Below are 20752 nucleotides of genomic sequence, written 5' to 3'. Positions count from 1 at the left end.
AAGGCACCGTGCGCCGGCCCGAAGATCCCCCCGGCCGCGCCCCCCGCTGCGAGTGAGCCGGATCGTAACAGGCCAGGGCCCGTATCCCTGTGCGGGATACGGGCCCTGGTCAGTGCGTTACGCGTCGGCCGTCGCGGCCTCAGCCGTTGCGCTTCCAGCGCGGCTTGTCGTCGCGGCGCCCGAAGGAGGAGCCGGAGTTGGAGCCACCGCGGTGGTCGTCACGGCGGCCGTAGGGGCGCTCGTGGCCGCCGGTGCGGAAGCCGCCGCCCGAGGGGCGGTCGTCACGACGGTCGCGGTTGAACGGACGGTCGCTGCCACGGTGGCCGCCGGTGGGGCGGTCGTCGCGACGGAAGCCGCCACGGTCGTTGTCCCGGCGGTCGTCACGACGGAAGCCACCGGAGGGACGGTCGTCGCGGCGGAAGCCACCGGACGGACGGTCGTTGTCCCGGCGGAAGCCGCCCGAGGGACGGTCGTCGCGACGGAAGCCGCCACGGTCGTTGTCCCGGCGGTCGTCACGACGGTCGTCGCGGCGGAAGCCACCGGACGGACGGTCGTTGTCCCGGCGGTCGTCGCGGCGGAAGCCGCCCGAGGGACGGTCGTCACGGCGGAAGCCGCCACGGTCGTTGTCCCGGCGGTCGTCACGGCGCTCGAAGGAACGGCCACCACGGTCGTCGCGGTCGCGGCGCTCGTAGTTGCCCCGCTCGTCGCGGCGGTCACGGCGCTCGTAGGAGGACGGACGCTCGTCGCGGGAGTCACGGGCCGGCTGCGCCGGTACGGACGCGATCGCGGCCTGCACCTCGGCCTCGGCGGCCTCCGTCACCTCGGCGACGGCCGTCTCCGGGTCGTCGCCGCGCTCACGGGCGGCACGGGCGACCAGGCGGTCGGCCTCCTCCCGCAGCTCCACGGCACGGCGCTGGAGCCGCTCGAGCTGCTTGGTGAGGTCGGCGACCTCGCGCTCGGCCTGCTTGGCGGCGTTGTTCGCGGAGTCGGCCTGCACCTCGGTCAGCGACCGGGCGCCGGTGATCTCGGCGACCTCCGGGTCGAACGCCCCGGCACCGCCCACGATGTGGCGCGTGGCGTCGACGCCCGCGTCCTCCATCAGGCGGAAGATCTGGCGGCGCTGGTGCGGCAGCGCCAGCGACACGACCACACCGGACTTGCCGGCGCGGGCCGTACGGCCCGAGCGGTGCAGGTAGTCCTTGTGGTCGCCGGCCGGGTCCACGTTCAGGACCAGGTCGATGCCGTCGACGTGGATGCCGCGCGCGGCGACGTCGGTGGCGACGAGCGCGTTGACGTACCCGTCCTTGAAGTCGGCCAGGGTGCGCGTACGGGCGCCCTGCGTCATGCCGCCGTGCAGCGCGTCGGCCTTCACGCCCGCCTCGCGGAGCTGCTCGGCGATGCGGTCGGCGCCGAGCTGGGTGCGGACGAAGATGATGGTGCGGCCCTTGCGGGCGGCGATCGCGGCGGTGACGGGCGCCTTGTCCTTGGGCTTCACGACCAGGACGTGGTGGGTCATCGTGGTGACGGCACCGGCGGACGGGTCGACCTCGTGGGTGACCGGGTCGACGAGGTAGCGCTTGACCAGGCTGTCGATCTCGTTCTCCAGGGTGGCGGAGAAGAGAAGACGCTGGCCGCCCTCGGGGACCTGGTCGAGCAGCTCGGTGACCTCGGGCATGAAGCCCAGGTCGGCCATCTGGTCGGCCTCGTCGAGGACCGCGATCTGCACGGCCTCCAGCGAGCAGGCGCCGCGGTTGATGATGTCGCGCAGCCGGCCCGGGGTGGCGACGAGGATGTCGACGCCGCGCTCCAGGGCGTAGATCTGGTTGCCCATGGACGTGCCGCCGCAGACGACCTTCATCTTGAGGCCGAGGACGTCACCGTACGGCTGGAGGGCGTCGGCGACCTGCATGGCGAGCTCACGGGTCGGGGTGAGGATGACGCCGCGGGGCTTCTTCTTGTCGGTGTGGCCGCCGGCCAGGGTGGCGAGCAGCGGCAGACCGAAGGAGAGGGTCTTGCCGGAGCCGGTGCGGCCGCGGCCGAGGATGTCCTTGCCGGCCAGGGCGTCCGGGATGGTCGCGGCCTGGATCGGGAAGGGGGTGGTCACGCCGTTCTGGGCGAGCTTGCGGACGATGCCCTCGGGCAGACCCAGATCGCCGAAGGTGACCTGCGCCTCGTCCGCCGCCTCCTGCTCGGGAGCCTCGGGGGCGTCTTCGGCGAGAACCTCGACGATCTCGTCGTTCTCGGGCATGACGGCGTGGTCAGGACTGAAAATGGACATGCGAAATGCGAAACCTTCCGGAGTCTCGGCACGCGCCCGTCAACTCCGTGTTTCGCAATTCGACCGCCTCTATGCGGTCAGCCACGGCAAGGGAGAGTACGCGCCACACGCGGCGCTCTCGGTAGTGGCGCCGGGCAAAGGGGAACATGGGATCAAACGATCTACCACCATACGCACTCTCCCCCACTCAGCGCAAACCGGTCCACGTCACCCCGCCTGTGACGTCCCTCACCGCGCGCCCTCACCGCCGCCCGCGCCGCGCCCCGTCACGCGGGCGCGACCTGCGGCGACGCCTCCGGTTCCGCCCCCGGCCCGTCCCACCGGTCCTCCGGCGCGCCCATCGCCTGCGTACGGGTGTCGGCGGCCGGCGAGGCGGACGGCGGGTCCGACGGGTCCGGGCTCGGCTCGGCGGGCGGCGTCGAGGGGGGCGTCGGCTCCGGCGGCGGCGTGGGCTCCGGCGGCGTCGGCTGCTGGCTCGGCGAGGCCCCGCCCCCGCCGTCCGCGCCGCCACCGCCACCGGTCGGCGAGGGGGCCGGCGGCCGGGCGGGCCGCGCACCGGGCGTGCCGCCCGCCGACGGCTTCCCGGACGGCGCGGCCGACGGCGTCGCCGGACCACTCGCGTCACCCGGCTCCGGCGACGCCCCGTCCTCCTCGCCCGGCGCGCCCGCCTCGCCCTCCACGCCGTGCCCGGTGCGTACGTCGTGCCGGCCGCCCGGCACGTGGGCACCGCCGTCCGGCTCGGCCGCCGCGGCCCCCGACGGGCCGGCGGTCCGGGCGGGACCCGGCTTCGCGCCCGCGTCGGAGACACTCATGCAACCGCTGACGGAGCCTGCGGAGGCCGCTACCGCCAGCGCGGTGACGGCCCATCGGACGGGGGCGGACAGATGGCGCACGAGGGCACCTCCAGGGGTGCGGGACGGGGTTTCCCTGCCCAACTCCCCAGGCCCCACAAGGACACGCCCCGCGCCCGTCCCCCGGTCAGCCGTAGCCGAGCTCGTGCAGCCGCTCGTCGTCGATCCCGAAGTGGTGGGCGATCTCGTGGACGACCGTCACCTCCGTCTCGGCCACCACGTCCTCCCGCGAGTCGCACATCCGCAGCGTCGGCCCCCGGTAGATGGTGATCCGGTCCGGCAGCACACCGGCGTACCACTCGCCCCGGTCGGTCAGCGGAGTTCCCTCGTACAGACCCAGCAGATCCGGATCGTCCGCCGACGGCTCGTCCTCCACGAACACCGCGACGTTGTCCATCAGCCGCGTCAGCTCGGGCGGGATGCGGTCCAGCGCCTCGGCGACCAGTTCCTCGAACTCCTCGCGTGTCATCTCCAGCACCCGGCCATTGTCAGGGATGGCCGGGCATAGTGACCGGTCCGCAAGGGCATACGGCGCCCATGGCCGCCCGAGCTGCCCTCCGCACCACGTACGCCCGCCTTCTGCGCCACTACCGCTCCCACCACTCCGCCCCCACGCCCGCCCTGGTCCACACGCCTCACCCGTATGCCCGAGCCTTCGGGCTGGTCGCCGTCGTCCTCCTGGGCGCCTGGCTCGGCCTGCTGGCGGTCGGCAGCGTCCGCACCCCCGTGGGGCCCATGGACACGAGCATGACCCTGCGCCCCTCCCTGAGCGGCGGGACGAAGATCAACGTCTCGCCGCTGGGCGCGCTGGAGCTCGACTCCCACACCGCCCCCATCCGCCTCGACGTGGACGTCGACCAGCTCGACCCGGTGCGCTCCCAGGCACTGGTGCAGCACCCCGAGCGGATCACCGGCCTCCAGGACGAGATCACCCAGGACGTCGCCGACGGCACCCGCGAGCTGGCGCTGCGCTCCTGCGTCGCGGTCGTGTCCGGCGCCACCGCCCTCGGCCTCGCCGTCTACCGCCGCCCGCGCCGCGCCCTCGCGGCCGGCGGCCTGGCGCTCGCGCTGCTGGCCGCCTCGGGCGCGTCCGCGTACGCCACCTGGAACCCCAAGTCCGTCCTGGAGCCCAGGTTCTCCGGGCTCCTGTCGTCGGCGCCCTCCGTGGTGGGCAACGCCCGCTCGATCGTCACCGAGTTCGACGTCTACCAGAAGGAACTGGCCCGGCTGGTCACCAATGTGACGAAGCTGTACGACGCCGCCTCCACGCTCCCGACCTACCAGCCCGACCCGGGCACCATGCGCGTGCTGCACGTCTCCGACATCCACCTGAACCCCGCCGCGTGGGAGATCATCCGCTCGCTCGTCGAGCAGTACCGGATCGACGTGATCATCGACTCGGGCGACACCATGGACCACGGCACCGCCGCCGAGAACGGCTTCCTCGACCCGATCAGCGACCTGGGTGCCCCGTACGTCTGGGTGCGCGGCAACCACGACTCGCGGGTCACCCAGCGCTACCTGGAGCGCCTCAGGAACGTCCACGTGCTCGACGGGGGCCGCGCCGTCACCGTCGCCGGCCTGCGGGTGGCCGGCACCGGGGACCCGCAGTTCACACCGGACCGCTCGGTGGCGCCGGCCGGCGACGACGCCGAGCGCGCCGCCGGTGCCCGGCTGGCGGCGGCGCTGGGCGCCGAGGCGCGGGCGGGCCGGCCGGTGGACATCGCGGTGGCCCACAACCCGGTGGCCGCCCAGGAGACCGACGGGCGGGTCCCACTGGTCCTGGCGGGCCACGTCCACCGCCGGGTGAACAAGCTCCTGCCGAACGGCACCCGCCTCAAGATCGAGGGCTCCACGGGCGGCGGCGGCCTGCGCGCCCTGGAGCGGGAGGAGCCCGAGAAGGTGCACGCCTCGGTCCTCTACCTGGACCGGGACACCCGCCGCCTCCAGGCCTGGGACGAGATCACCCTGGGCGGCCTGGGGCTGACGACCGCCGAGGTCAGCCGCCACGTCCCGGAGCAGAACACCCCGCCCGCCCCCTCCGGCGCGCCCGCCGCGCCCCGCTCCGCGAGCCCCTCCGCGCCCCGGTCCCCTTAACCGTTTTGGCGAACCGTCCTCGCATCCCATATGCTTCTCACGTCCCCGACGCGCTGACGAAGCGCCCAGGCGGGCCATCAGCCCTCATCGTCTAGTGGCCCAGGACGCCGCCCTTTCAAGGCGGTAGCACGGGTTCGAATCCCGTTGGGGGCACGCATCACCGTGTGCGAGACTTGTTCTCGCGCATTGCTTGGTCCTGTGGAGCAGTTTGGAGTGCTCGCCACCCTGTCAAGGTGGAGGCCGCGGGTTCAAATCCCGTCAGGACCGCTGCGACTCGCAAGAGTCGCGTGGCTGGGTAGCTCAGTTGGTACGAGCGTCCGCCTGAAAAGCGGAAGGTCGCCGGTTCGACCCCGGCCCCAGCCACCGCCACGAAGGCCCCGTCCCCCGGACGGGGCCTTCGTCGTACCCCCACGCGCCGTGGGACTCCCGGGCAGGACCCTCCGCCGCCCGCGGGGACGGCGGAGGAAAGCCGCGGGGCGTCAGGTGCGCTCGCGGCCGCGCCAGCCGCGTACGCCCAGGGTGATCGCGACGACGGCGACCACCGCCACCAGCAGCGCCCAGTCCGGGACCGCCCGGCCGAGCCCGGAGGCCCACTCCTCCACCGCGTAGGAGTCGTCGACCGACAGCAGGCCCGGAAGGGCGGTCGTGCCGTCGAAGGCGAGGAACAGCGCGCCCAGGACGATGAAGAACAGGCCCGACAGCAGCGACGTGCTGTGCAGCCCGAACCGCCCCAGCCGCAGCGCGCGGCCCCGCAGCCAGCCGCGCCGGCCCAGGTCGTAGCGCTCCCAGAGCAGCGCCAGCAGGAACAGCGGCACCGCCATGCCGAGGGCGTACACGGCCAGCAGCAGGCCCCCGTACGCCGGGCTGCCGCTGAGCGCCGCCACGGTCAGGACGCTGCCCAGGATCGGGCCCGCGCAGAAGCCGGCCAGGCCGTACACCAGGCCCAGCGCGTACACCGAGAGCGCCGACACCGGGCGGATGCGGCCGCTCACCTCGGCGATCCGCCGCGAGGCGAAGCCCAGGCCCAGGATCTGTGCCACGCCCAGCACGACGATCGTCCACCCGCCGACGGCGACCAGCAGGTCGCGGTGGCCGTAGAAGAGCCGCCCCGCGAACGACCCGGCCGCGCCCAGCGGGACCAGCGTGGTGGCGAGACCGGCGTAGAAGATCCCGGTACGGGCGAGCAGCCGGGCCCGGGTGTCGATCGAGTACGCGAAGAACGCGGGCAGGAGCAGGGCGCTGCACGGGCTCAGCAGGGCGAGCAGGCCGCCCAGGAAGGCCGCCAGGTAACCGATGTCCGTCACTTCTCCGCCTCGCGCCGGGCGGCCTCGATTGCGGACGTGAACGTCTCCATGGGCTGGGCGCCCGCGATGGGACGGCCGTTCACCAGGAACGACGGGGTGGACGTGGCGCCGAGCGCGTACGCCTGCTCCTGGTCCTTGGCGACGGCCCGCCGCGCCGCCTCGCTGTCGAGGTCGCGGCCGAAGCGGGCGAGGTCGCCGACGCCGGCCTCGCTCGCGAGGGCGGTCACCCGCTCCTCGCCGAAGCCCTTCTCCTTGGCGCCCTCGGCGTAGGCCGCCCGGTGGAACTGCCAGAACCGGCCCTGCTGCCCCGCCGCCCACGCGGCGCGTGCCACCCGCTCGGACTCCTCGCCGAAGATCGGGAAGTTGCGCCACTCGATGCGCAGGGTGCCCTCACGGACGTATTTCTCGATCAGTTCCGGCTCGGTCTCCCGGGCGAACTTCCCGCAGTAGCCGCACTTGAAGTCGGCGTACTCGATCAGGACGACCGGCGCGTCGGCGCGCCCGACGGCGAGCGGGTCCTTGGCGTCGCGCCGGGCGTACTTCTCCAGCTCCGGGTAGACCCCGGCCTGCGGCCCGGCGGATGCCTCGGCGGGTGCCTCGGCGACGGTGGAGGGCGCGGCGGCGGGCGGGGCCGGCTTGGTGGCGGTGTACGAGACGACGCCGAGCAGCGCGGCCGCGGCGACGACACCGGCGCCGATGAGGTACGGCTTGGACGTGGGCATGGGGAAACTCCTGTACGCGTGGGAAGGGGCCGGGGCCGGCGGGGTGACGGCGCCGGCTATACGCGCAGGATCGACAGGTCCAGCGGGGAGGGCGGTGCGAGCGGCGGCGGCCCGCGCTCCGGGCGGACGTCCGGGGCCGGCTCGTCCACGCCCCACGCGCCGGCCGCCGCTCGGGCGGCGTACAGGGCGGGCAGCAGCTCGCAGGCGGCGCCCGGGCGGGGCGGCACGGCCGGCGCCAGGCCGCCCTCGTCGTCGGCCGGCCCGCACCCGGGCGAACGCTCGGGGACACCGGCGGCGGTCACCACGTCGTGCGCGGCGGCCTGGCCGGGGGCCTCGCCGACGGACTGACCGGCGCTCCGGCCCACACCCGCGCCCACACCCGCAGCGCCCGGGCCGCACACCAGCAGCGCGCCGAGCAGCACGAGCGCGGCGGCCGCGAAGCGGCACCACGGGCTGCCGGCACGGGGCATGGGCACCGCCTTCCAAGGTCATCCGGGGCTCGTCGACTCGCCGGAAATGGTACGGGGAAATCGGTTCGCCACTCCGTCGCCGCGAGTGAGATCCTGGGTCAGGTATGTCTACTTCCTTCGCCGACCTCCAGACCCTGCTGGCCGAGGTCTCGCTGCGCGACGCGCACCGGCTCGGCCGCCGTCTCGAAGGCGCCCGCCGCATCCGCAAGCCCGAAGCCCGGCAGGCCGTGCTGGACGAGATCGCCGCCGAGGCCGGGAAGGCCGCTGCCCGCACCGCCGAGCGCGCGGCGCGGGTGCCGGAGATCACGTACCCCGAGCAGCTTCCGGTCAGCCAGAAGAAGACCGACATCCTGGAGGCGATACGCGACCACCAGGTCGTGATCGTCGCCGGTGAGACGGGCTCCGGCAAGACGACCCAGATCCCCAAGATCTGCCTGGAGCTGGGGCGCGGCGTACGGGGCATGATCGGCCACACGCAGCCCCGCCGCATCGCCGCCCGCACGGTCGCCGAGCGCGTGGCGGACGAGCTGGGGACGCCCCTCGGGGAGGCGGTCGGCTGGAAGGTCCGCTTCACCGACCAGGTGAACCAGGACGCGACCTTCATCAAGCTGATGACCGACGGCATCCTGCTCGCCGAGATCCAGACGGACCGCGAGCTGCGCGCCTACGACACGATCATCATCGACGAGGCCCACGAGCGCAGCCTCAACATCGACTTCCTGCTCGGCTACCTCGCCCAGCTCCTCCCCCGGCGCCCCGACCTCAAGGTCGTGATCACCTCCGCGACCATCGACCCGGAGCGCTTCTCCCGCCACTTCGGCGACGCCCCGATCGTCGAGGTGTCCGGCCGTACGTACCCGGTCGAGGTCCGCTACCGCCCGCTCCTGGAGGAGGACTCCGAGGAGTCCGACCGCGACCAGATCACCGCCATCTGCGACGCGGTCGACGAGCTCCAGGCCGAGGGGCCGGGCGACATCCTGGTCTTCCTCTCCGGTGAGCGCGAGATCCGCGACACGGCGGACGCGCTGCTCAAGAAGAAGCTGCGCAACACCGAGGTCCTCCCCCTCTACGCCCGCCTCTCGCACGCCGAGCAGCACCGGGTCTTCCAGGCCCACTCCGGCCGCCGGATCGTCCTCGCGACGAACGTCGCCGAGACCTCCCTGACGGTCCCCGGCATCAAGTACGTCATCGATCCCGGCACCGCCCGTATCTCCCGCTACAGCCACCGCACCAAGGTGCAGCGGCTGCCGATCGAGCGGATCAGCCAGGCCAGCGCCAACCAGCGCAAGGGCCGCTGCGGCCGTACGTCGGACGGCATCTGCGTCCGGCTGTACGACGAGGACGACTTCCTCGCCCGTCCGGAGTTCACGGACGCCGAGATCCTGCGGACGAACCTGGCGTCCGTCATCCTCCAGATGACGGCGGCCGGGCTGGGCGACATCGAGAAGTTCCCGTTCATCGACCCGCCGGACCACCGCAACATCCGCGACGGCGTGCAGCTCCTCCAGGAGCTGGGCGCGATCGACCCGGCGCAGAAGGACCCGAAGAAGCGCCTCACGCAGGCGGGCCGCAAGCTGGCCCAGCTCCCGGTGGACCCGCGGCTGGCCCGGATGGTCCTGGAGGCCGACAAGAACGGCTGCGTGCGCGAGGTCATGGTGATCGCGGCCGCGCTGTCGATCCAGGACCCGCGCGAGCGGCCGGCCGAGAAGCAGGCGCAGGCCGACCAGCAGCACGCCCGGTTCAAGGACGAGACGTCCGACTTCCTGGCGTTCCTGAACCTGTGGCGGTACATCCGCGAGCAGCAGAAGGCGCTGTCGTCGTCCGCGTTCCGCCGGATGTGCAAGGCGGAGTACCTGAACTACCTGCGCATCCGTGAGTGGCAGGACATCTATATGCAGTTGCGCACGGTCGCCAAGCAGATGGGCATTCACCTCAACGACGAGGACGCGCCCGAGGACCGCGTGCACGTCTCGCTGCTGGCGGGCCTGCTCTCCCACATCGGGATGAAGGACGTCAAGGACGGCGCGAAGAACGAGTACCTGGGCGCCCGCAGCGCCAAGTTCGCCGTCTTCCCCGGCTCGGCGCTGTTCAAGAAGCCGCCGCGGTTCATCATGTCGGCCGAGCTGGTGGAGACCTCCCGCCTGTGGGCGCGGGTCAACGCGAAGATCGAGCCCGAGTGGATCGAGCCGTTGGCCGGGCACCTGCTGAAGCGCACGTACTCCGAGCCGCACTGGGAGAAGGACCAGGCGGCGGTCATGGCGTACGAGAAGGTGACGCTGTACGGCGTGCCGATCGTCGCCCAGCGCAAGGTGAACTACGGGCGCATCGACCCGGAGGTGTCGCGCGAGCTGTTCATCCGCAACGCGCTGGTGGAGGGCGACTGGCGCACGCACCACAAGTTCTTCGCGGACAACCGCAAGCTGCTGACCGAGGTCGAGGAGCTGGAGCACCGGGCCCGCCGCCGCGACATCCTCGTGGACGACGAGACCCTGTTCGACTTCTACGACCAGCGGGTGCCCGAACACGTGGTGTCGGGCGCGCACTTCGACTCGTGGTGGAAGCACAAGCGGCGCGAGGCGCCCGAGCTGCTCGACTTCGAGCGCGAGATGCTCATCAACGAGAAGGCGGGCGCGGTCACCAAGGCCGACTACCCGGACTCGTGGCGGCAGGGCGCGCTGAAGTTCCGGGTGACCTACCAGTTCGAGCCGGGCGCGGACGCGGACGGCGTCACCGTCCACATCCCGCTCCAGGTGCTCAACCAGGTGACGGACGAGGGCTTCGACTGGCAGATCCCGGGCCTGCGCGAGGAGGTCGTCACCGAGCTGATCCGCTCCCTGCCCAAGCCGGTCCGCCGCCACTACGTCCCGGCGCCGAACTTCGCGAGGAAGTTCCTGGAAGGGGCCGTCCCCCTCCAGGAGCCGCTGCCGGTCACGCTCGCCCGGGAACTCCAGCGGATGGTCGGCGTCCCGGTCGACGCCGGTGACTTCGACCTGACCAGGGTCCCCGACCACCTGAAGATCACCTTCCGGATCGTCGACGAGCGGCGCCGCAAGCTGGCCGAGGACAAGGACCTGGAGGCGCTGAAGCTCAGCCTGCGCCCCAAGGCCCGCCAGGCGCTCTCCCAGGCCGCCAGGGCCGCCACGGAGGGCCCCTCGGGCACCGGGCAGTCCCTGGAGCGCACGGGGCTGACCGACTGGACGATCGGCACCCTGACGAAGGTCTTCGAGACCCGGCGGGCCGGCCAGCCCGTCAAGGCGTACCCGGCCCTCGTCGACGCCGGCGGGACGGTCTCCGTACGGCTCTTCGACACGGAGGCCGAGCAGGCGCAGGCGATGTGGCGCGGCACCCGCAGGCTGATCATGCTGAACATCCCGGTGAGCCCGGCGAAGTTCGCCTCCGACAGGCTGACGAACCAGCAGAAGCTGGCCCTCTCCCACAATCCGCACGGCTCGGTCCAGGCGCTGTTCGAGGACTGCGCGACCGCCGCGGCCGACCGGCTGATCGCCGACCACGGCGGCCCGGCGTGGGACGAGGAGTCGTTCAGGAAGCTGTACGACAAGGTCCGCGCCGACCTCGTGGAGCTGACGATCCGTACGGTGGACCAGGTGCAGCAGATCCTGGCCGCCTGGCAGGCCTGTGAGCGCCGACTGAAGGCGACGAACAGCCTGGCCCTGGTCCGCAACGTCCAGGACGTCCGCGAGCAGCTCGCGGCCCTCGTGCCGCCCGGCTTCGTGACGGCGACCGGCCTGCGGCGGCTGCCGGACCTGATGCGCTACCTGGTGGCGGTGGACCGGCGGCTCCAGCAGATGCCGACGTCCGTCCAGCGCGACACCACGCGCATGGAGAAGGTCCACGAGATGCGGGACGAGTACGCCTGGCTGCTGGAGCAGCTCCCCAAGGGCCGCCCGGTGCCGCAGGAGGTCCTGGACATCCGCTGGATGATCGAGGAGCTGCGGGTCAGCTACTTCGCCCACGCCCTGGGCACGGCCCACCCCGTCTCCGACAAGCGCATCATCAAGGCCATCGACGCGGCGGCGCCCTGAGGGCCGTGTCGGGACCGTCGCCATGAGTGAGGTCGACCGGACCCTCTGACCTGCTGTACAGTGTGATTCGCAGCCGCGCAGTCGGCCGCGAAAACCAGGTCCTGTGGAGCAGTTGGTTAGCTCGCCACCCTGTCAAGGTGGAGGTCGCGGGTTCAAGTCCCGTCAGGATCGCAGCAAGAGGTACAGAAGGGCCCGCATCCCCCAGGATGCGGGCCCTTCTGCGCTGCGTCTTGACGCCGTCATCTGCCACCGGTACCCAAGCAACAGGGGATCGGGGGCCCTTCACGGGAGGTGACGCGCATGGCGGCGGCATCCACAGCCAGGCACGAGACTCGCGCACTGCTCCGCGCCCACCTGGCGGCCGCCTCCGGCTACCGCCACGTCACGCGCCACTGCCCCATCTGCCACCGCCTGCTGAGGCTGGCCATGGAGTACCCCGACCCGGTCCAGGAGGAGCCGGAGAGCGACGGGAACGGGGCCGAGGAGCGCCCGCCGGACCCGGAGGACGACACGGGAACAGTGTGACGCGAGTCACGAAACCTCTTTTGAAAACCGCTCAACTTACCCCCTCCCTACAACGGGCCGATTTAATATGTGCAATTGCACCTCCCCGGAGGCTCCGCCGTGCGCTCCCCCGAAGCGGGGCGCGGGGCGTGCGGAGGCCGGGCACCGGCCGGCCCCCGGGGCACAAAAAGATCGCGCTGGACCCGGCGGAGTCCAGCGCGATCGATGACGAAGGCCCGTTGGGGCGGGCTCGCGTCGGTGGAGCTATGGGTGGGCGAACCGGGTTGGGGGACCCGGAAATGCCCTGTTCAGCGGGGTGTTCAGGCCTCGCTGCGCTGCTGCGGGATACCCGCGAGCAGGGCGCGGACCTCTGCCTCGCGGTACCGGCGGTGTCCACCAAGGGTGCGGATGGACGTGAGCTTGCCCGCCTTTGCCCAGCGGGTCACCGTCTTCGGGTCCACGCGGAACATCGTGGCAACCTCAGCGGGGGTCAGCAGCGGCTCGGCATCAGGGGTGCGAGCGGTCATGAGCGGCCTCCTCGGGAGAACCGAACCTTCTCGGTTCTTTCCTCTAAATTCTGCACCTTGACCCGCGTTGCCCGAAATGGCGGACGCGAGCCGAGTCGGTTATAGGACGAACGGCTTGTCCTCGGCACTACAACTACACCATCTGTCCAGCCACGTTCGGCCAAACCGATGGAATTGCCCTCTCAGGTGTTCATCAGCGGCGGAAGCCGATGGTTCATGCCATAACGGACAGTCACGTCACAGTGACGATCAGTCACAGAGCGATCAGGAGTCAACAGGACCCCCCATAGCGTGCAATGCTGAGCCTTCCGCCCATACTTGGACGGAAGGAGCCCTCCCCGGACTCCTTGTCCTATTTTGGCATGAGGTCGGGCGATGGGCGCAAGAGCCCTGTTAGTGCTATCCGTCACGCTTGACACAAAGGCCCGGATCGGGACCAAGGGCCCCACCGGCTGCACCCGAAGGTCCCCGGAGCGAGATCATCCGGGAGAACGGCCGCCAGGTCCATGGCGGAATCCGTCGAGTTCGGCGGGCCCGCTCAGACCAAGATCATCATGTCAGTTGGCGTGCTGCCGGTCGCGCACCGCGCGCCACCGCTCGGTCAGCCGCTCGTACGCCGCACCCGCCGCCTCGCCGTCACCCGCCCGCAGCGCCGCCATCCCGGCCGCCACGTCCGCCGCCGACCGGTCCTCGGCGAGCGACTCCTCCGGCAGGGCGTGCACCAGCCCCCCGTAGTCCAGCTCGACCAGCGAGCGCGGGTGGAACTCCTCCAGCCAGCGCCCCACGTCCACCAGGCCCTCGGTCAGCGGCCCCTCGTCGATCGACTCGCGCAGCGTCTTCAGCGCCCGCGCCACCCGCCGCCGGGCCTGCACCATGGGCGTCCGGTACCGCAGCACCGGCGCCTTGCCCGGGCCGCCGCCCGCGACGAACTCCCGCTCGTCGTCGGAGAACAGCGCGAACCACCGCACAGGCACCTGCCACACCGCCGAGCGGATCCACGGCCGCGCGTCCGGGTTCCGCTCCCGCCACCGCTCGTAGTCCGCCTGCGCCTGCTCCCGCACCAGCGGCGGCAGCGCGGCGTCCAGGACCGCCGGCGGCAGCGTGCCCGCCAGCTCCTCCAGCGCCAGCCAGCCGCGCAGCCGCGTCCGCCAGGGGCACACGCACACCACCCCGTCCACCTCCGCCACGAAGGCGTCCGCGCTCTCCTGCGCGGGCACCGCGACCGGCGGCGTGGCCAGCAGCCCCACGAGCGAGCGGCGCAGCTCCTCCTGGGCGCCCGGAGCGGTGCCCCGGCGCGCGTACCGGGCCCAGTGGCCGCGCTCCGGCTCGGGGAACGCCGCCAGCGGCTCGTACACGCGCAGGTACGAGGCGTAGGGGACGAGGACCGGGGGGACGGCTGACATGTCACGAATCCTTCCACGCCCGTACTCCGCGAGGGGGTGATCCGCGGCACTGGCTCTCATCTACGCGCAGGTAGGACTTACCCTCTTGCCGTCAAGGTCCTCCCCCACCCGCAGGAGGGCCTCATCCGCCGCTTCGTACTTGGGAGTCACCACCGTGACCGATGTGACCGACGGCGTCCTGCACACCCTGTTCCGATCGGAGCAGGGGGGCCACGAACAAGTGGTGCTGTGCCAGGACCGCGCCTCCGGCCTCAAGGCCGTCATCGCCATCCACTCGACCGCCCTGGGCCCCGCCCTCGGAGGTACCCGCTTCTACCCGTACGCCTCCGAGGAAGACGCCGTCGCCGACGCGCTGAACCTGTCCCGGGGCATGTCGTACAAGAACGCCATGGCCGGTCTGGAGCACGGTGGCGGCAAGGCCGTGATCATCGGTGACCCGGAGCTGATCAAGACCGAGGAACTGCTGCTGGCCTACGGCCGCTTCGTGGCCTCCCTCGGCGGCCGGTACGTGACGGCCTGCGACGTCGGCACCTATGTCGCCGACATGGACGTCGTCGCCCGGGAGAACCGCTGGACCACCGGCCGCTCCCCCGAGAACGGCGGCGCCGGCGACTCCTCCGTCCTCACCGCCTACGGCGTCTTCCAGGGCATGCGGGCCTCCGCCCAGCACGCCTGGGGCGATCCGACGCTGCGCGGCCGCAAGGTCGGCGTCGCGGGCGTGGGCAAGGTCGGCCACTACCTGGTGGAGCACCTGCTCGAGGACGGCGCCGAGGTCGTCATCACGGATGTGCGCGAGGAGTCGGTGCGCCGGATCACCGACAAGTTCCCGCAGGTCACGGTGGTGGCGGACACCGACGCGCTGATCCGCACCGAGGGCCTGGACGTCTACGCCCCCTGTGCCCTCGGCGGGGCGCTGAACGACGACACCGTGCCCGTGCTGACGGCGAAGGTGGTGTGCGGCGCGGCCAACAACCAGCTCGCGCACCCGGGCGTCGAGAAGGACATCGCGGACCGCGGCATCCTCTACGCGCCCGACTACGTCGTCAACGCCGGCGGTGTGATCCAGGTGGCCGACGAGCTGCACGGGTTCGACTTCGACCGGTGCAAGGCCAAGGCCGCGAAGATCTTCGACACCACGCTGGCGATATTCGCACGTGCGAAGGAAGACGGGATTCCGCCGGCCGCCGCGGCCGACCGGATCGCCGAGCAGCGCATGGCGGAGGCGCGCCGCGGGTAGTGCCGTGGTGAGCCGAGGTTGACAGGTCGACCCGCCGGCCGCCGTGAGCCCGTTTCCCCCGGAGGGAGACATGGCTCACGCCGGTCGGCGGGTCGACTGCCAAGAAGAGGTTAAAATCAGCGCTGACCAGCGAGGACAGGGCTCCTCGTCGGTCTTGCTCCGAGGCGCGTCATGCGGGCGGCGTACCGTATGGCCGCGGAAGCAGGTACCGTTGAAGCCCTACGGGCCGGTCTCTCCACGGAGAGTCCGTTCCGAATCATGAACGCGTGTCAAGACTCTGGGGCCGTCGAGCCCCGTCACCGAGGGGGTCGAGCCATGGGGCGCGGCCGGGCCAAGGCCAAGCAGACGAAGGTCGCCCGCCAGCTGAAGTACAACAGCGGCGGGACTGACCTGTCGCGTCTGGCCAGCGAGCTGGGCGCTTCTACTCCGCAACCGCTCTCGCAGCCGCCGAATGGCGAGCCGTTCGAGGACGACGACGAGGAAGACGACCCGTACGCCCGCTACGCGGAGCTGTACAACGACGATGATGACGAGGACGAGGAGTCCGGTCCGTCGTCACAGCGCCGTGGTGCTTGACGCCTGAATTCACTCGAGCCCGGTCCGGGGCCCCGCCCCGGACCGGGTTCTGTGCTGCTCAGCTCGCGTAGTCCCCGGTCAGGGTCGCGCCCGTGGTGTGCTCGCCGCGCTCGGTGATCTCACCGGCGACCCAGGCGTCGACGCCCCGGTCCGCCAGCGTGGCCAGCGCCACCTCGACCGACTCGGCGGGGACGACGGCCATCATGCCGACGCCCATGTTCAGCGTCTTCTCCAGCTCCAGGCGCTCCACCCGGCCGGCCGTGCCGACCAGGTCGAACACCGCACCGGGCACCCAGGTCGACCGGTCGACCGTGGCGTGCAGCCCGTCCGGGATCACCCGGGCGAGGTTCGCGGCGAGGCCGCCGCCGGTGATGTGGCTGAAGGCGTGCACATCGGTGGTGCGGGTGAGCGCCAGGCAGTCCAGCGAGTAGATCTTGGTGGGCTCCAGCAGCTCCTCGCCGAGGGTGCGGCCGAACTCCTCCACCTGCTGGTCCAGGCGCATGCCGGCCCGGTCGAACAGCACATGGCGCACGAGCGAGTACCCGTTGGAGTGAAGGCCCGAGGAGGCCATGGCGATGACCGCGTCACCCGTACGGATGCGATCGGCGCCCAGCAGCCGGTCGGCCTCGACCACGCCCGTACCGGCGCCGGCGACGTCGAAGTCGTCCGGGCCCAGCAGACCGGGGTGCTCGGCCGTCTCGCCGCCGACCAGGGCGCAGCCGGCCAGGACGCAGCCCTCGGCGATGCCCTTGACGATGGCGGCCACCCGCTCGGGGTGGACCTTGCCGACGCAGATGTAGTCGGTCATGAACAGCGGCTCGGCGCCGCAGACGACGATGTCGTCCATGACCATGGCGACCAGGTCGTGGCCGATGGTGTCGTAGACGCCCATCTGGCGGGCGATGTCGACCTTCGTGCCGACACCGTCGGTGGCGGAGGCCAGCAGCGGGCGCTCGTAGCGCTTGAGGGCGGAGGCGTCGAAGAGGCCGGCGAAGCCGCCGAGGCCGCCGAGGACCTCGGGACGCTGGGTCTTCTTCACCCACTCCTTCATCAGCTCGACGGCGCGGTCGCCCGCCTCGATGTCGACGCCCGCGGCTGCGTAGCTGGCACCGGTGGTCTCAGTCTCAGACATGACTGTGAGAACTTTCGTGTCGTACTGCAGGGATTGCGGGTGGTCCTACGGGCGACGGAGGGCGTCGGCCGCGGCCGTGGCGGCCGGTCCGGCGGCCAGCTCGGTCTCCAGGAGCTGCTTGCCGAGCAGCTCGGGGTCCGGCAGTTCCATCGGGTACTCACCGTCGAAGCAGGCGCGGCAGAGCTTCTGCTTGTCGATGGTGGTGGCCTCGATCATGCCGTCGATGGAGATGTACGAGAGGGAGTCGGCGCCGAGGGACTTGCCGATCTCCTCGACCGTCATGCCGTTGGCGATCAGCTCCGCGCGGGTGGCGAAGTCGATGCCGAAGAAGCACGGCCACTTCACGGGCGGGGAGGAGATCCGGATGTGGACCTCGGCGGCCCCGGCCTCGCGGAGCATCCGGACCAGCGCGCGCTGGGTGTTGCCGCGGACGATCGAGTCGTCCACGACCACCAGGCGCTTGCCCTTGATGACTTCCTTCAGCGGGTTCAGCTTCAGCCGGATGCCGAGCTGGCGGATGGTCTGGGACGGCTGGATGAAGGTCCGGCCGACGTACGCGTTCTTCACCAGGCCCGCGCCGAACGGGATGCCGCTGGCCTCGGCGTAGCCGATCGCGGCGGGGGTGCCGGACTCGGGCGTCGCTATGACGAGGTCGGCCTCGACGGGGGCTTCCTTGGCCAGTTTCCGGCCCATCTCCACCCGGGAGAGGTACACGTTCCGGCCGGCGATGTCGGTGTCGGGGCGCGCCAGGTAGACGTACTCGAAGACACAGCCCTTGGGCTTCGCTTCCGCGAATCGCGAGGTGCGGATGCCGTTCTCGTCGATCGCGATCATCTCGCCCGGCTCGACCTCACGGACGTAGGCGGCACCGCAGATGTCGAGGGCGGCGGACTCGGAGGCGACGACCCAGCCGCGCTCCAGGCGGCCGAGGACCAGCGGGCGGATGCCCTGCGGGTCGCGGGCGGCGTAGAGGGTGTGCTCGTCCATGAAGACGAGGGAGAAGGCGCCCCGGACCTCGGGGAGGACCTTGGCGGCCGCCTCCTCGATGGTCAGCGGCTTGCCGTCGTCGTCGACCTGGCCCGCGAGCAGCGCGGTGACGAGGTCGGTGTCGTTGGTGGCCGCCACCTGCGTGGCGCGGCCGTCCTTCTTGGGCAGGTCGGCGACCATCTCGGCGAGCTGGGCCGTGTTGACCAGGTTGCCGTTGTGGCCGAGCGCGATGGAGCCGTGGGCGGTGGCCCGGAAGGTCGGCTGCGCGTTCTCCCACACGGAGGCGCCGGTGGTCGAGTAGCGGGCGTGACCGACCGCGATGTGACCCTGGAGGGAACCGAGAGAGGTCTCGTCGAAGACCTGGGAAACGAGGCCCATGTCCTTGAAGACGAGGATCTGGGAGCCGTTGCTGACCGCGATTCCCGCGGATTCCTGACCCCGATGCTGGAGGGCGTAGAGCCCGAAGTACGTGAGCTTTGCGACCTCTTCACCCGGAGCCCAGACACCGAAGACGCCGCAAGCGTCCTGGGGGCCCTTCTCGCCGGGAAGCAGATCGTGATTGAGTCGACCGTCACCACGTGGCACGCCACCGAGTGTAGGCGAGGTCGACCACTGGTCCGAATTGGGGACGGGGCGGATCGGGGGCCCGCGCGGACGGGTGCCGGACCGGCCGGTTCCGGATGTGCCCGGCCGAGGGGCGCCTGACCAGCGGCTGAGCAGGCGCTGAGCGGGCCGGACGGCGCCCCGGCGGTGCCCGGCCGGAGGCGCCCGGCCCGCCGCGGGTCACGCCCGGTGTGACGGACCTCGCAGCCGGGCCGGACCCTACCGGGCGCCCTTCCCGCCGCTTTCCGCACCGGCCGCGAAGCCGGTGCCGCCGGGGGCGGTGACCGTCAGGCTGCGGTGGTCGATCGCGTACGTGACCTTGCCCTTCATGGTGTTCAGCAGGGCGCGCTCCAGCTCCATCGCGGGACCCGGGCACAGCTTGCGGGTGCTGGTGACCCGGCCGAAGGTGAGCGTCGAGCCGTCGGTGGTGACGGGGGCGCTGAACTGGTTGCAGCCCAGGTTGCCGCGTACGGAGCCGTCCTTGCCGAACACGAACGACGCCTTGCCCTCCGTGCCGGCCGGCAGGGAGGTGGCGGCCCGGCCCGAGACCAGGGAGTCGACCGTCCACGTGGTGCCGACGAGCGGCGCCGGGGGCTGCTCGCCGAGCCGGATCGCGTCACCGTCCGGAGTGGTCAGGGTCAGCTTCCCGTCGGTCAGTTCGGCCTTGAGCTTGCCCGTCAGGGTGGACTTCAGCGCGTCCTCGAAGCCCTGCAGGGGCTCGGGGCAGCCCATCTCGGTCATGGCCGCGTCGCTGAGGGTGACCGTGTCGCCGTCGACGGTCGCCCGGGCGTTGAAGTGGTTGCAGCCGAAGTTGCCCATGGCCCGGCCCTTGGGGTCGATCCGGACGTGGGCGCCCGCGGGGGCGGCGGTCTTCCTGCCGTCGACGGTGACGCTCTCGACGGTCCAGTGCACCCCGGTGACCGGCACGTCGGGGCGTACGGAGCCGCTGCCGTCGCCCGGGCCCGATCCGTCGCCGGACTGGGTGCCGCAGGCGGTGAGGCCCAGGGCGAGGAGCGGGACGAGCGCGGCGGCGGCCCCGGGGAGGTACGGCGGTTTCTTCAGCATGGTCGGCATGGTGATGGGACGGACGGGACGGGAGCCCGGTTCCGCCGCCGGGCCGTCCGGGGCATCGAGCGGTCAGCCGAGGACCGGGAGGTGGGGCGAGAGGTCCGCCCGCTCGCCGCTCGCGTGGACGTGCGCCGCGGACAGGGCCTCGGCCCACGCGGTGCGCCCGGTGGCGAGCCTGATCCACGTCAGCGGGTCGGTCTCCACCACGTTCGGCGGCGTGCCCCGGGTGTGCCGGGGCCCCTCGACGCACTGCACCACCGCGTGCGGCGGCACCCGCACCTCCACCGACCCGCCCGGCGCCTTCACCGCGAGCGCGTCGGCGAGCAGCCGGGTGCAGGCGGCCAGCGCCCCGCGCTCGTACGGCACGGCGAGCCCGGTCGCGGCGTTCAGGTCGTCGGTGTGGACGATCAGTTCGACGGTACGGGTCACCAGGAAGTCGCCGAGGCGGACGCCCCCGAAGCGGGTGGCGATCAGCCGCTCGTCCGAGGCCCCCGCGAGCGCCTTCGCGAACCCCCGCCCGGTCTCCTCGTACAGCGCGGCCAGCGAGGCCGGGCCGGTGACCGCCGCCTCGGCGATCTCCCGGGTGTCGTGGTCGACGTCACCGGCGTACTTCCGGGTGGCGAGCGGCCATTCGAGCAGGGTCAGGTCGCGGGTGGCCGGCTCGGGCGCGGCCACGCCCCGGATCACGGAGCGCACCGCCATGGTGATGTGCGCGGTCAGTTCGCGGACCGTCCACGCGCCCAGGCGCGTCGGCAGGGCGAGTTGCTCGGGCGTGAGGGTGAGGACCGCCCGGTGCACGTGGTCGAACTGGGCCAGCACGGCGGCCCGTGTCCTGGCGGAGTCGTAGGCGCGCGGACGCTTCTTGGCGGGAGGCATGGGCCCGAGGCTAGCCGCATCCCGTGTGGCGGGCGGAAGGGGCACGGAAGAGACTGGAAAGGGGCTACGAGAGG

Annotated in this window: 16 protein-coding genes, 4 tRNA genes and 1 pseudogene; 9 read left to right on the top strand and 12 right to left on the bottom strand. The window is 72.0% G+C overall.

All coding sequences use genetic code 11. The features are described from left to right. Positions 1 to 139 precede the first annotated feature (139 nt). The 3 genes from E2B92_RS31480 to E2B92_RS31470 all read right to left on the bottom strand — a co-directional run bounded on the left by E2B92_RS31480 (position 140) and on the right by E2B92_RS31470 (position 3607). The gene (locus E2B92_RS31480; RefSeq protein ID WP_126887480.1) at positions 140 to 2278 is read right to left on the bottom strand and encodes a DEAD/DEAH box helicase; all 2139 of its coding nucleotides are present in this window, start codon (positions 2276 to 2278) and stop codon (positions 140 to 142) included. Between the two features lie 266 nt (positions 2279 to 2544). Beyond that, the gene (locus E2B92_RS31475; RefSeq protein ID WP_126887479.1) at positions 2545 to 3090 is read right to left on the bottom strand and encodes a hypothetical protein; all 546 of its coding nucleotides are present in this window, start codon (positions 3088 to 3090) and stop codon (positions 2545 to 2547) included. A 166-nt stretch (positions 3091 to 3256) separates the two neighbouring features. Continuing rightward, on the bottom strand, positions 3257 to 3607 hold the full coding sequence (locus E2B92_RS31470) for a metallopeptidase family protein (RefSeq protein WP_185923670.1): 351 nt from the start codon (positions 3605 to 3607) through the stop codon (positions 3257 to 3259). Between the two features lie 59 nt (positions 3608 to 3666). On the opposite strand from E2B92_RS31470, the gene E2B92_RS31465 reads away from it, so the two are divergent. The 4 genes from E2B92_RS31465 (at position 3667) to E2B92_RS31450 (ending at position 5589) form a co-directional block, all read left to right on the top strand. Next, positions 3667 to 5226, top strand: a complete 1560-nt coding sequence (locus tag E2B92_RS31465) for a metallophosphoesterase family protein (RefSeq protein WP_133087778.1) — start codon at positions 3667 to 3669, stop codon at positions 5224 to 5226. An 80-nt stretch (positions 5227 to 5306) separates the two neighbouring features. Then, positions 5307 to 5379: transfer RNA gene (locus E2B92_RS31460), tRNA-Glu, on the top strand. Positions 5380 to 5418: 39 nt separating this feature from the next. Next, positions 5419 to 5493 (top strand) — tRNA-Asp (locus E2B92_RS31455). Between the two features lie 22 nt (positions 5494 to 5515). Continuing rightward, a tRNA-Phe gene (locus E2B92_RS31450) sits at positions 5516 to 5589 on the top strand. Between the two features lie 116 nt (positions 5590 to 5705). On the opposite strand, the gene E2B92_RS31445 is transcribed toward E2B92_RS31450, so the two are convergent. The 3 genes from E2B92_RS31445 to E2B92_RS31435 are packed head-to-tail and all read right to left on the bottom strand — an operon-like array spanning position 5706 to position 7722. Next, a complete protein-coding gene (locus tag E2B92_RS31445) occupies positions 5706 to 6530 on the bottom strand; it encodes a cytochrome c biogenesis CcdA family protein (RefSeq protein WP_126886804.1) in 825 nt (274 codons plus the stop codon). Continuing rightward, a complete protein-coding gene (locus E2B92_RS31440; RefSeq protein WP_126886805.1) occupies positions 6527 to 7252 on the bottom strand; it encodes a DsbA family protein in 726 nt (241 codons plus the stop codon). Before E2B92_RS31440 ends, E2B92_RS31445 begins: the two co-directional genes overlap by 4 nt. Before the next feature lie 56 nt (positions 7253 to 7308). Further along, a complete protein-coding gene (locus E2B92_RS31435; RefSeq protein ID WP_126886806.1) occupies positions 7309 to 7722 on the bottom strand; it encodes a hypothetical protein in 414 nt (137 codons plus the stop codon). Between the two features lie 104 nt (positions 7723 to 7826). On the opposite strand from E2B92_RS31435, the gene hrpA reads away from it, so the two are divergent. From hrpA to E2B92_RS31420, 3 genes and pseudogenes are all read left to right on the top strand, one after another. After that, entirely contained in the window at positions 7827 to 11765 is a 3939-nt protein-coding gene (gene hrpA / locus E2B92_RS31430; RefSeq protein ID WP_126886807.1) for an ATP-dependent RNA helicase HrpA, read from the top strand. 97 nt (positions 11766 to 11862) lie between these two features. After that, positions 11863 to 11936, top strand: a tRNA-Asp gene (locus E2B92_RS31425). A gap of 129 nt (positions 11937 to 12065) precedes the next feature. Next, positions 12066 to 12281, top strand: a pseudogene (locus E2B92_RS31420) (DUF6274 family protein); the annotation flags it as partial. Positions 12282 to 12589: 308 nt separating this feature from the next. Here the strand turns inward: E2B92_RS31420 and bldC are convergent. Together bldC and E2B92_RS31410 are read right to left on the bottom strand one after the other, a co-directional pair. Then, a complete protein-coding gene (gene bldC, locus E2B92_RS31415) occupies positions 12590 to 12796 on the bottom strand; it encodes a developmental transcriptional regulator BldC (protein ID WP_003949541.1) in 207 nt (68 codons plus the stop codon). Positions 12797 to 13353: 557 nt separating this feature from the next. Then, positions 13354 to 14199, bottom strand: coding sequence for a hypothetical protein (locus E2B92_RS31410; RefSeq protein ID WP_126886809.1), 846 nt, complete (start codon positions 14197 to 14199; stop codon positions 13354 to 13356). A 154-nt stretch (positions 14200 to 14353) separates the two neighbouring features. Between E2B92_RS31410 and E2B92_RS31405 the strand changes: the two genes are divergently transcribed. Together E2B92_RS31405 and E2B92_RS31400 are read left to right on the top strand one after the other, a co-directional pair. Next, positions 14354 to 15436, top strand: coding sequence for a Leu/Phe/Val dehydrogenase (locus E2B92_RS31405; protein WP_126886810.1), 1083 nt, complete (start codon positions 14354 to 14356; stop codon positions 15434 to 15436). 315 nt (positions 15437 to 15751) lie between these two features. Beyond that, complete coding sequence (locus E2B92_RS31400) at positions 15752 to 16012, top strand: DUF3073 domain-containing protein (RefSeq protein ID WP_126886811.1); 261 nt, start codon at positions 15752 to 15754, stop codon at positions 16010 to 16012. A 58-nt stretch (positions 16013 to 16070) separates the two neighbouring features. On the opposite strand, the gene purM is transcribed toward E2B92_RS31400, so the two are convergent. The 4 genes from purM to E2B92_RS31380 all read right to left on the bottom strand — a co-directional run bounded on the left by purM (position 16071) and on the right by E2B92_RS31380 (position 20678). Then, positions 16071 to 17144: a phosphoribosylformylglycinamidine cyclo-ligase gene (purM, locus tag E2B92_RS31395; protein ID WP_126886812.1), complete on the bottom strand. Its 1074-nt coding sequence runs from the start codon at positions 17142 to 17144 to the stop codon at positions 16071 to 16073. 45 nt (positions 17145 to 17189) lie between these two features. Then, positions 17190 to 18716 (bottom strand): amidophosphoribosyltransferase, encoded by a 1527-nt coding sequence (gene purF, locus E2B92_RS31390; protein ID WP_126886813.1) that lies wholly within the window; start codon positions 18714 to 18716, stop codon positions 17190 to 17192. Between the two features lie 237 nt (positions 18717 to 18953). After that, a complete protein-coding gene (locus tag E2B92_RS31385) occupies positions 18954 to 19799 on the bottom strand; it encodes an META domain-containing protein (protein WP_126886814.1) in 846 nt (281 codons plus the stop codon). Between the two features lie 72 nt (positions 19800 to 19871). After that, the gene (locus E2B92_RS31380) at positions 19872 to 20678 is read right to left on the bottom strand and encodes a maleylpyruvate isomerase family mycothiol-dependent enzyme (protein ID WP_126886815.1); all 807 of its coding nucleotides are present in this window, start codon (positions 20676 to 20678) and stop codon (positions 19872 to 19874) included. Positions 20679 to 20752: the final 74 nt, after the last annotated feature.

The sequence above is a fragment of the Streptomyces sp. WAC05374 genome, from assembly GCF_004353505.1.
In the GTDB taxonomy this organism is placed as follows: domain Bacteria; phylum Actinomycetota; class Actinomycetes; order Streptomycetales; family Streptomycetaceae; genus Streptomyces.
Note: the sequence above shows the minus strand (reverse complement) of the source record. Positions and strands in the feature narration are given on the sequence as shown.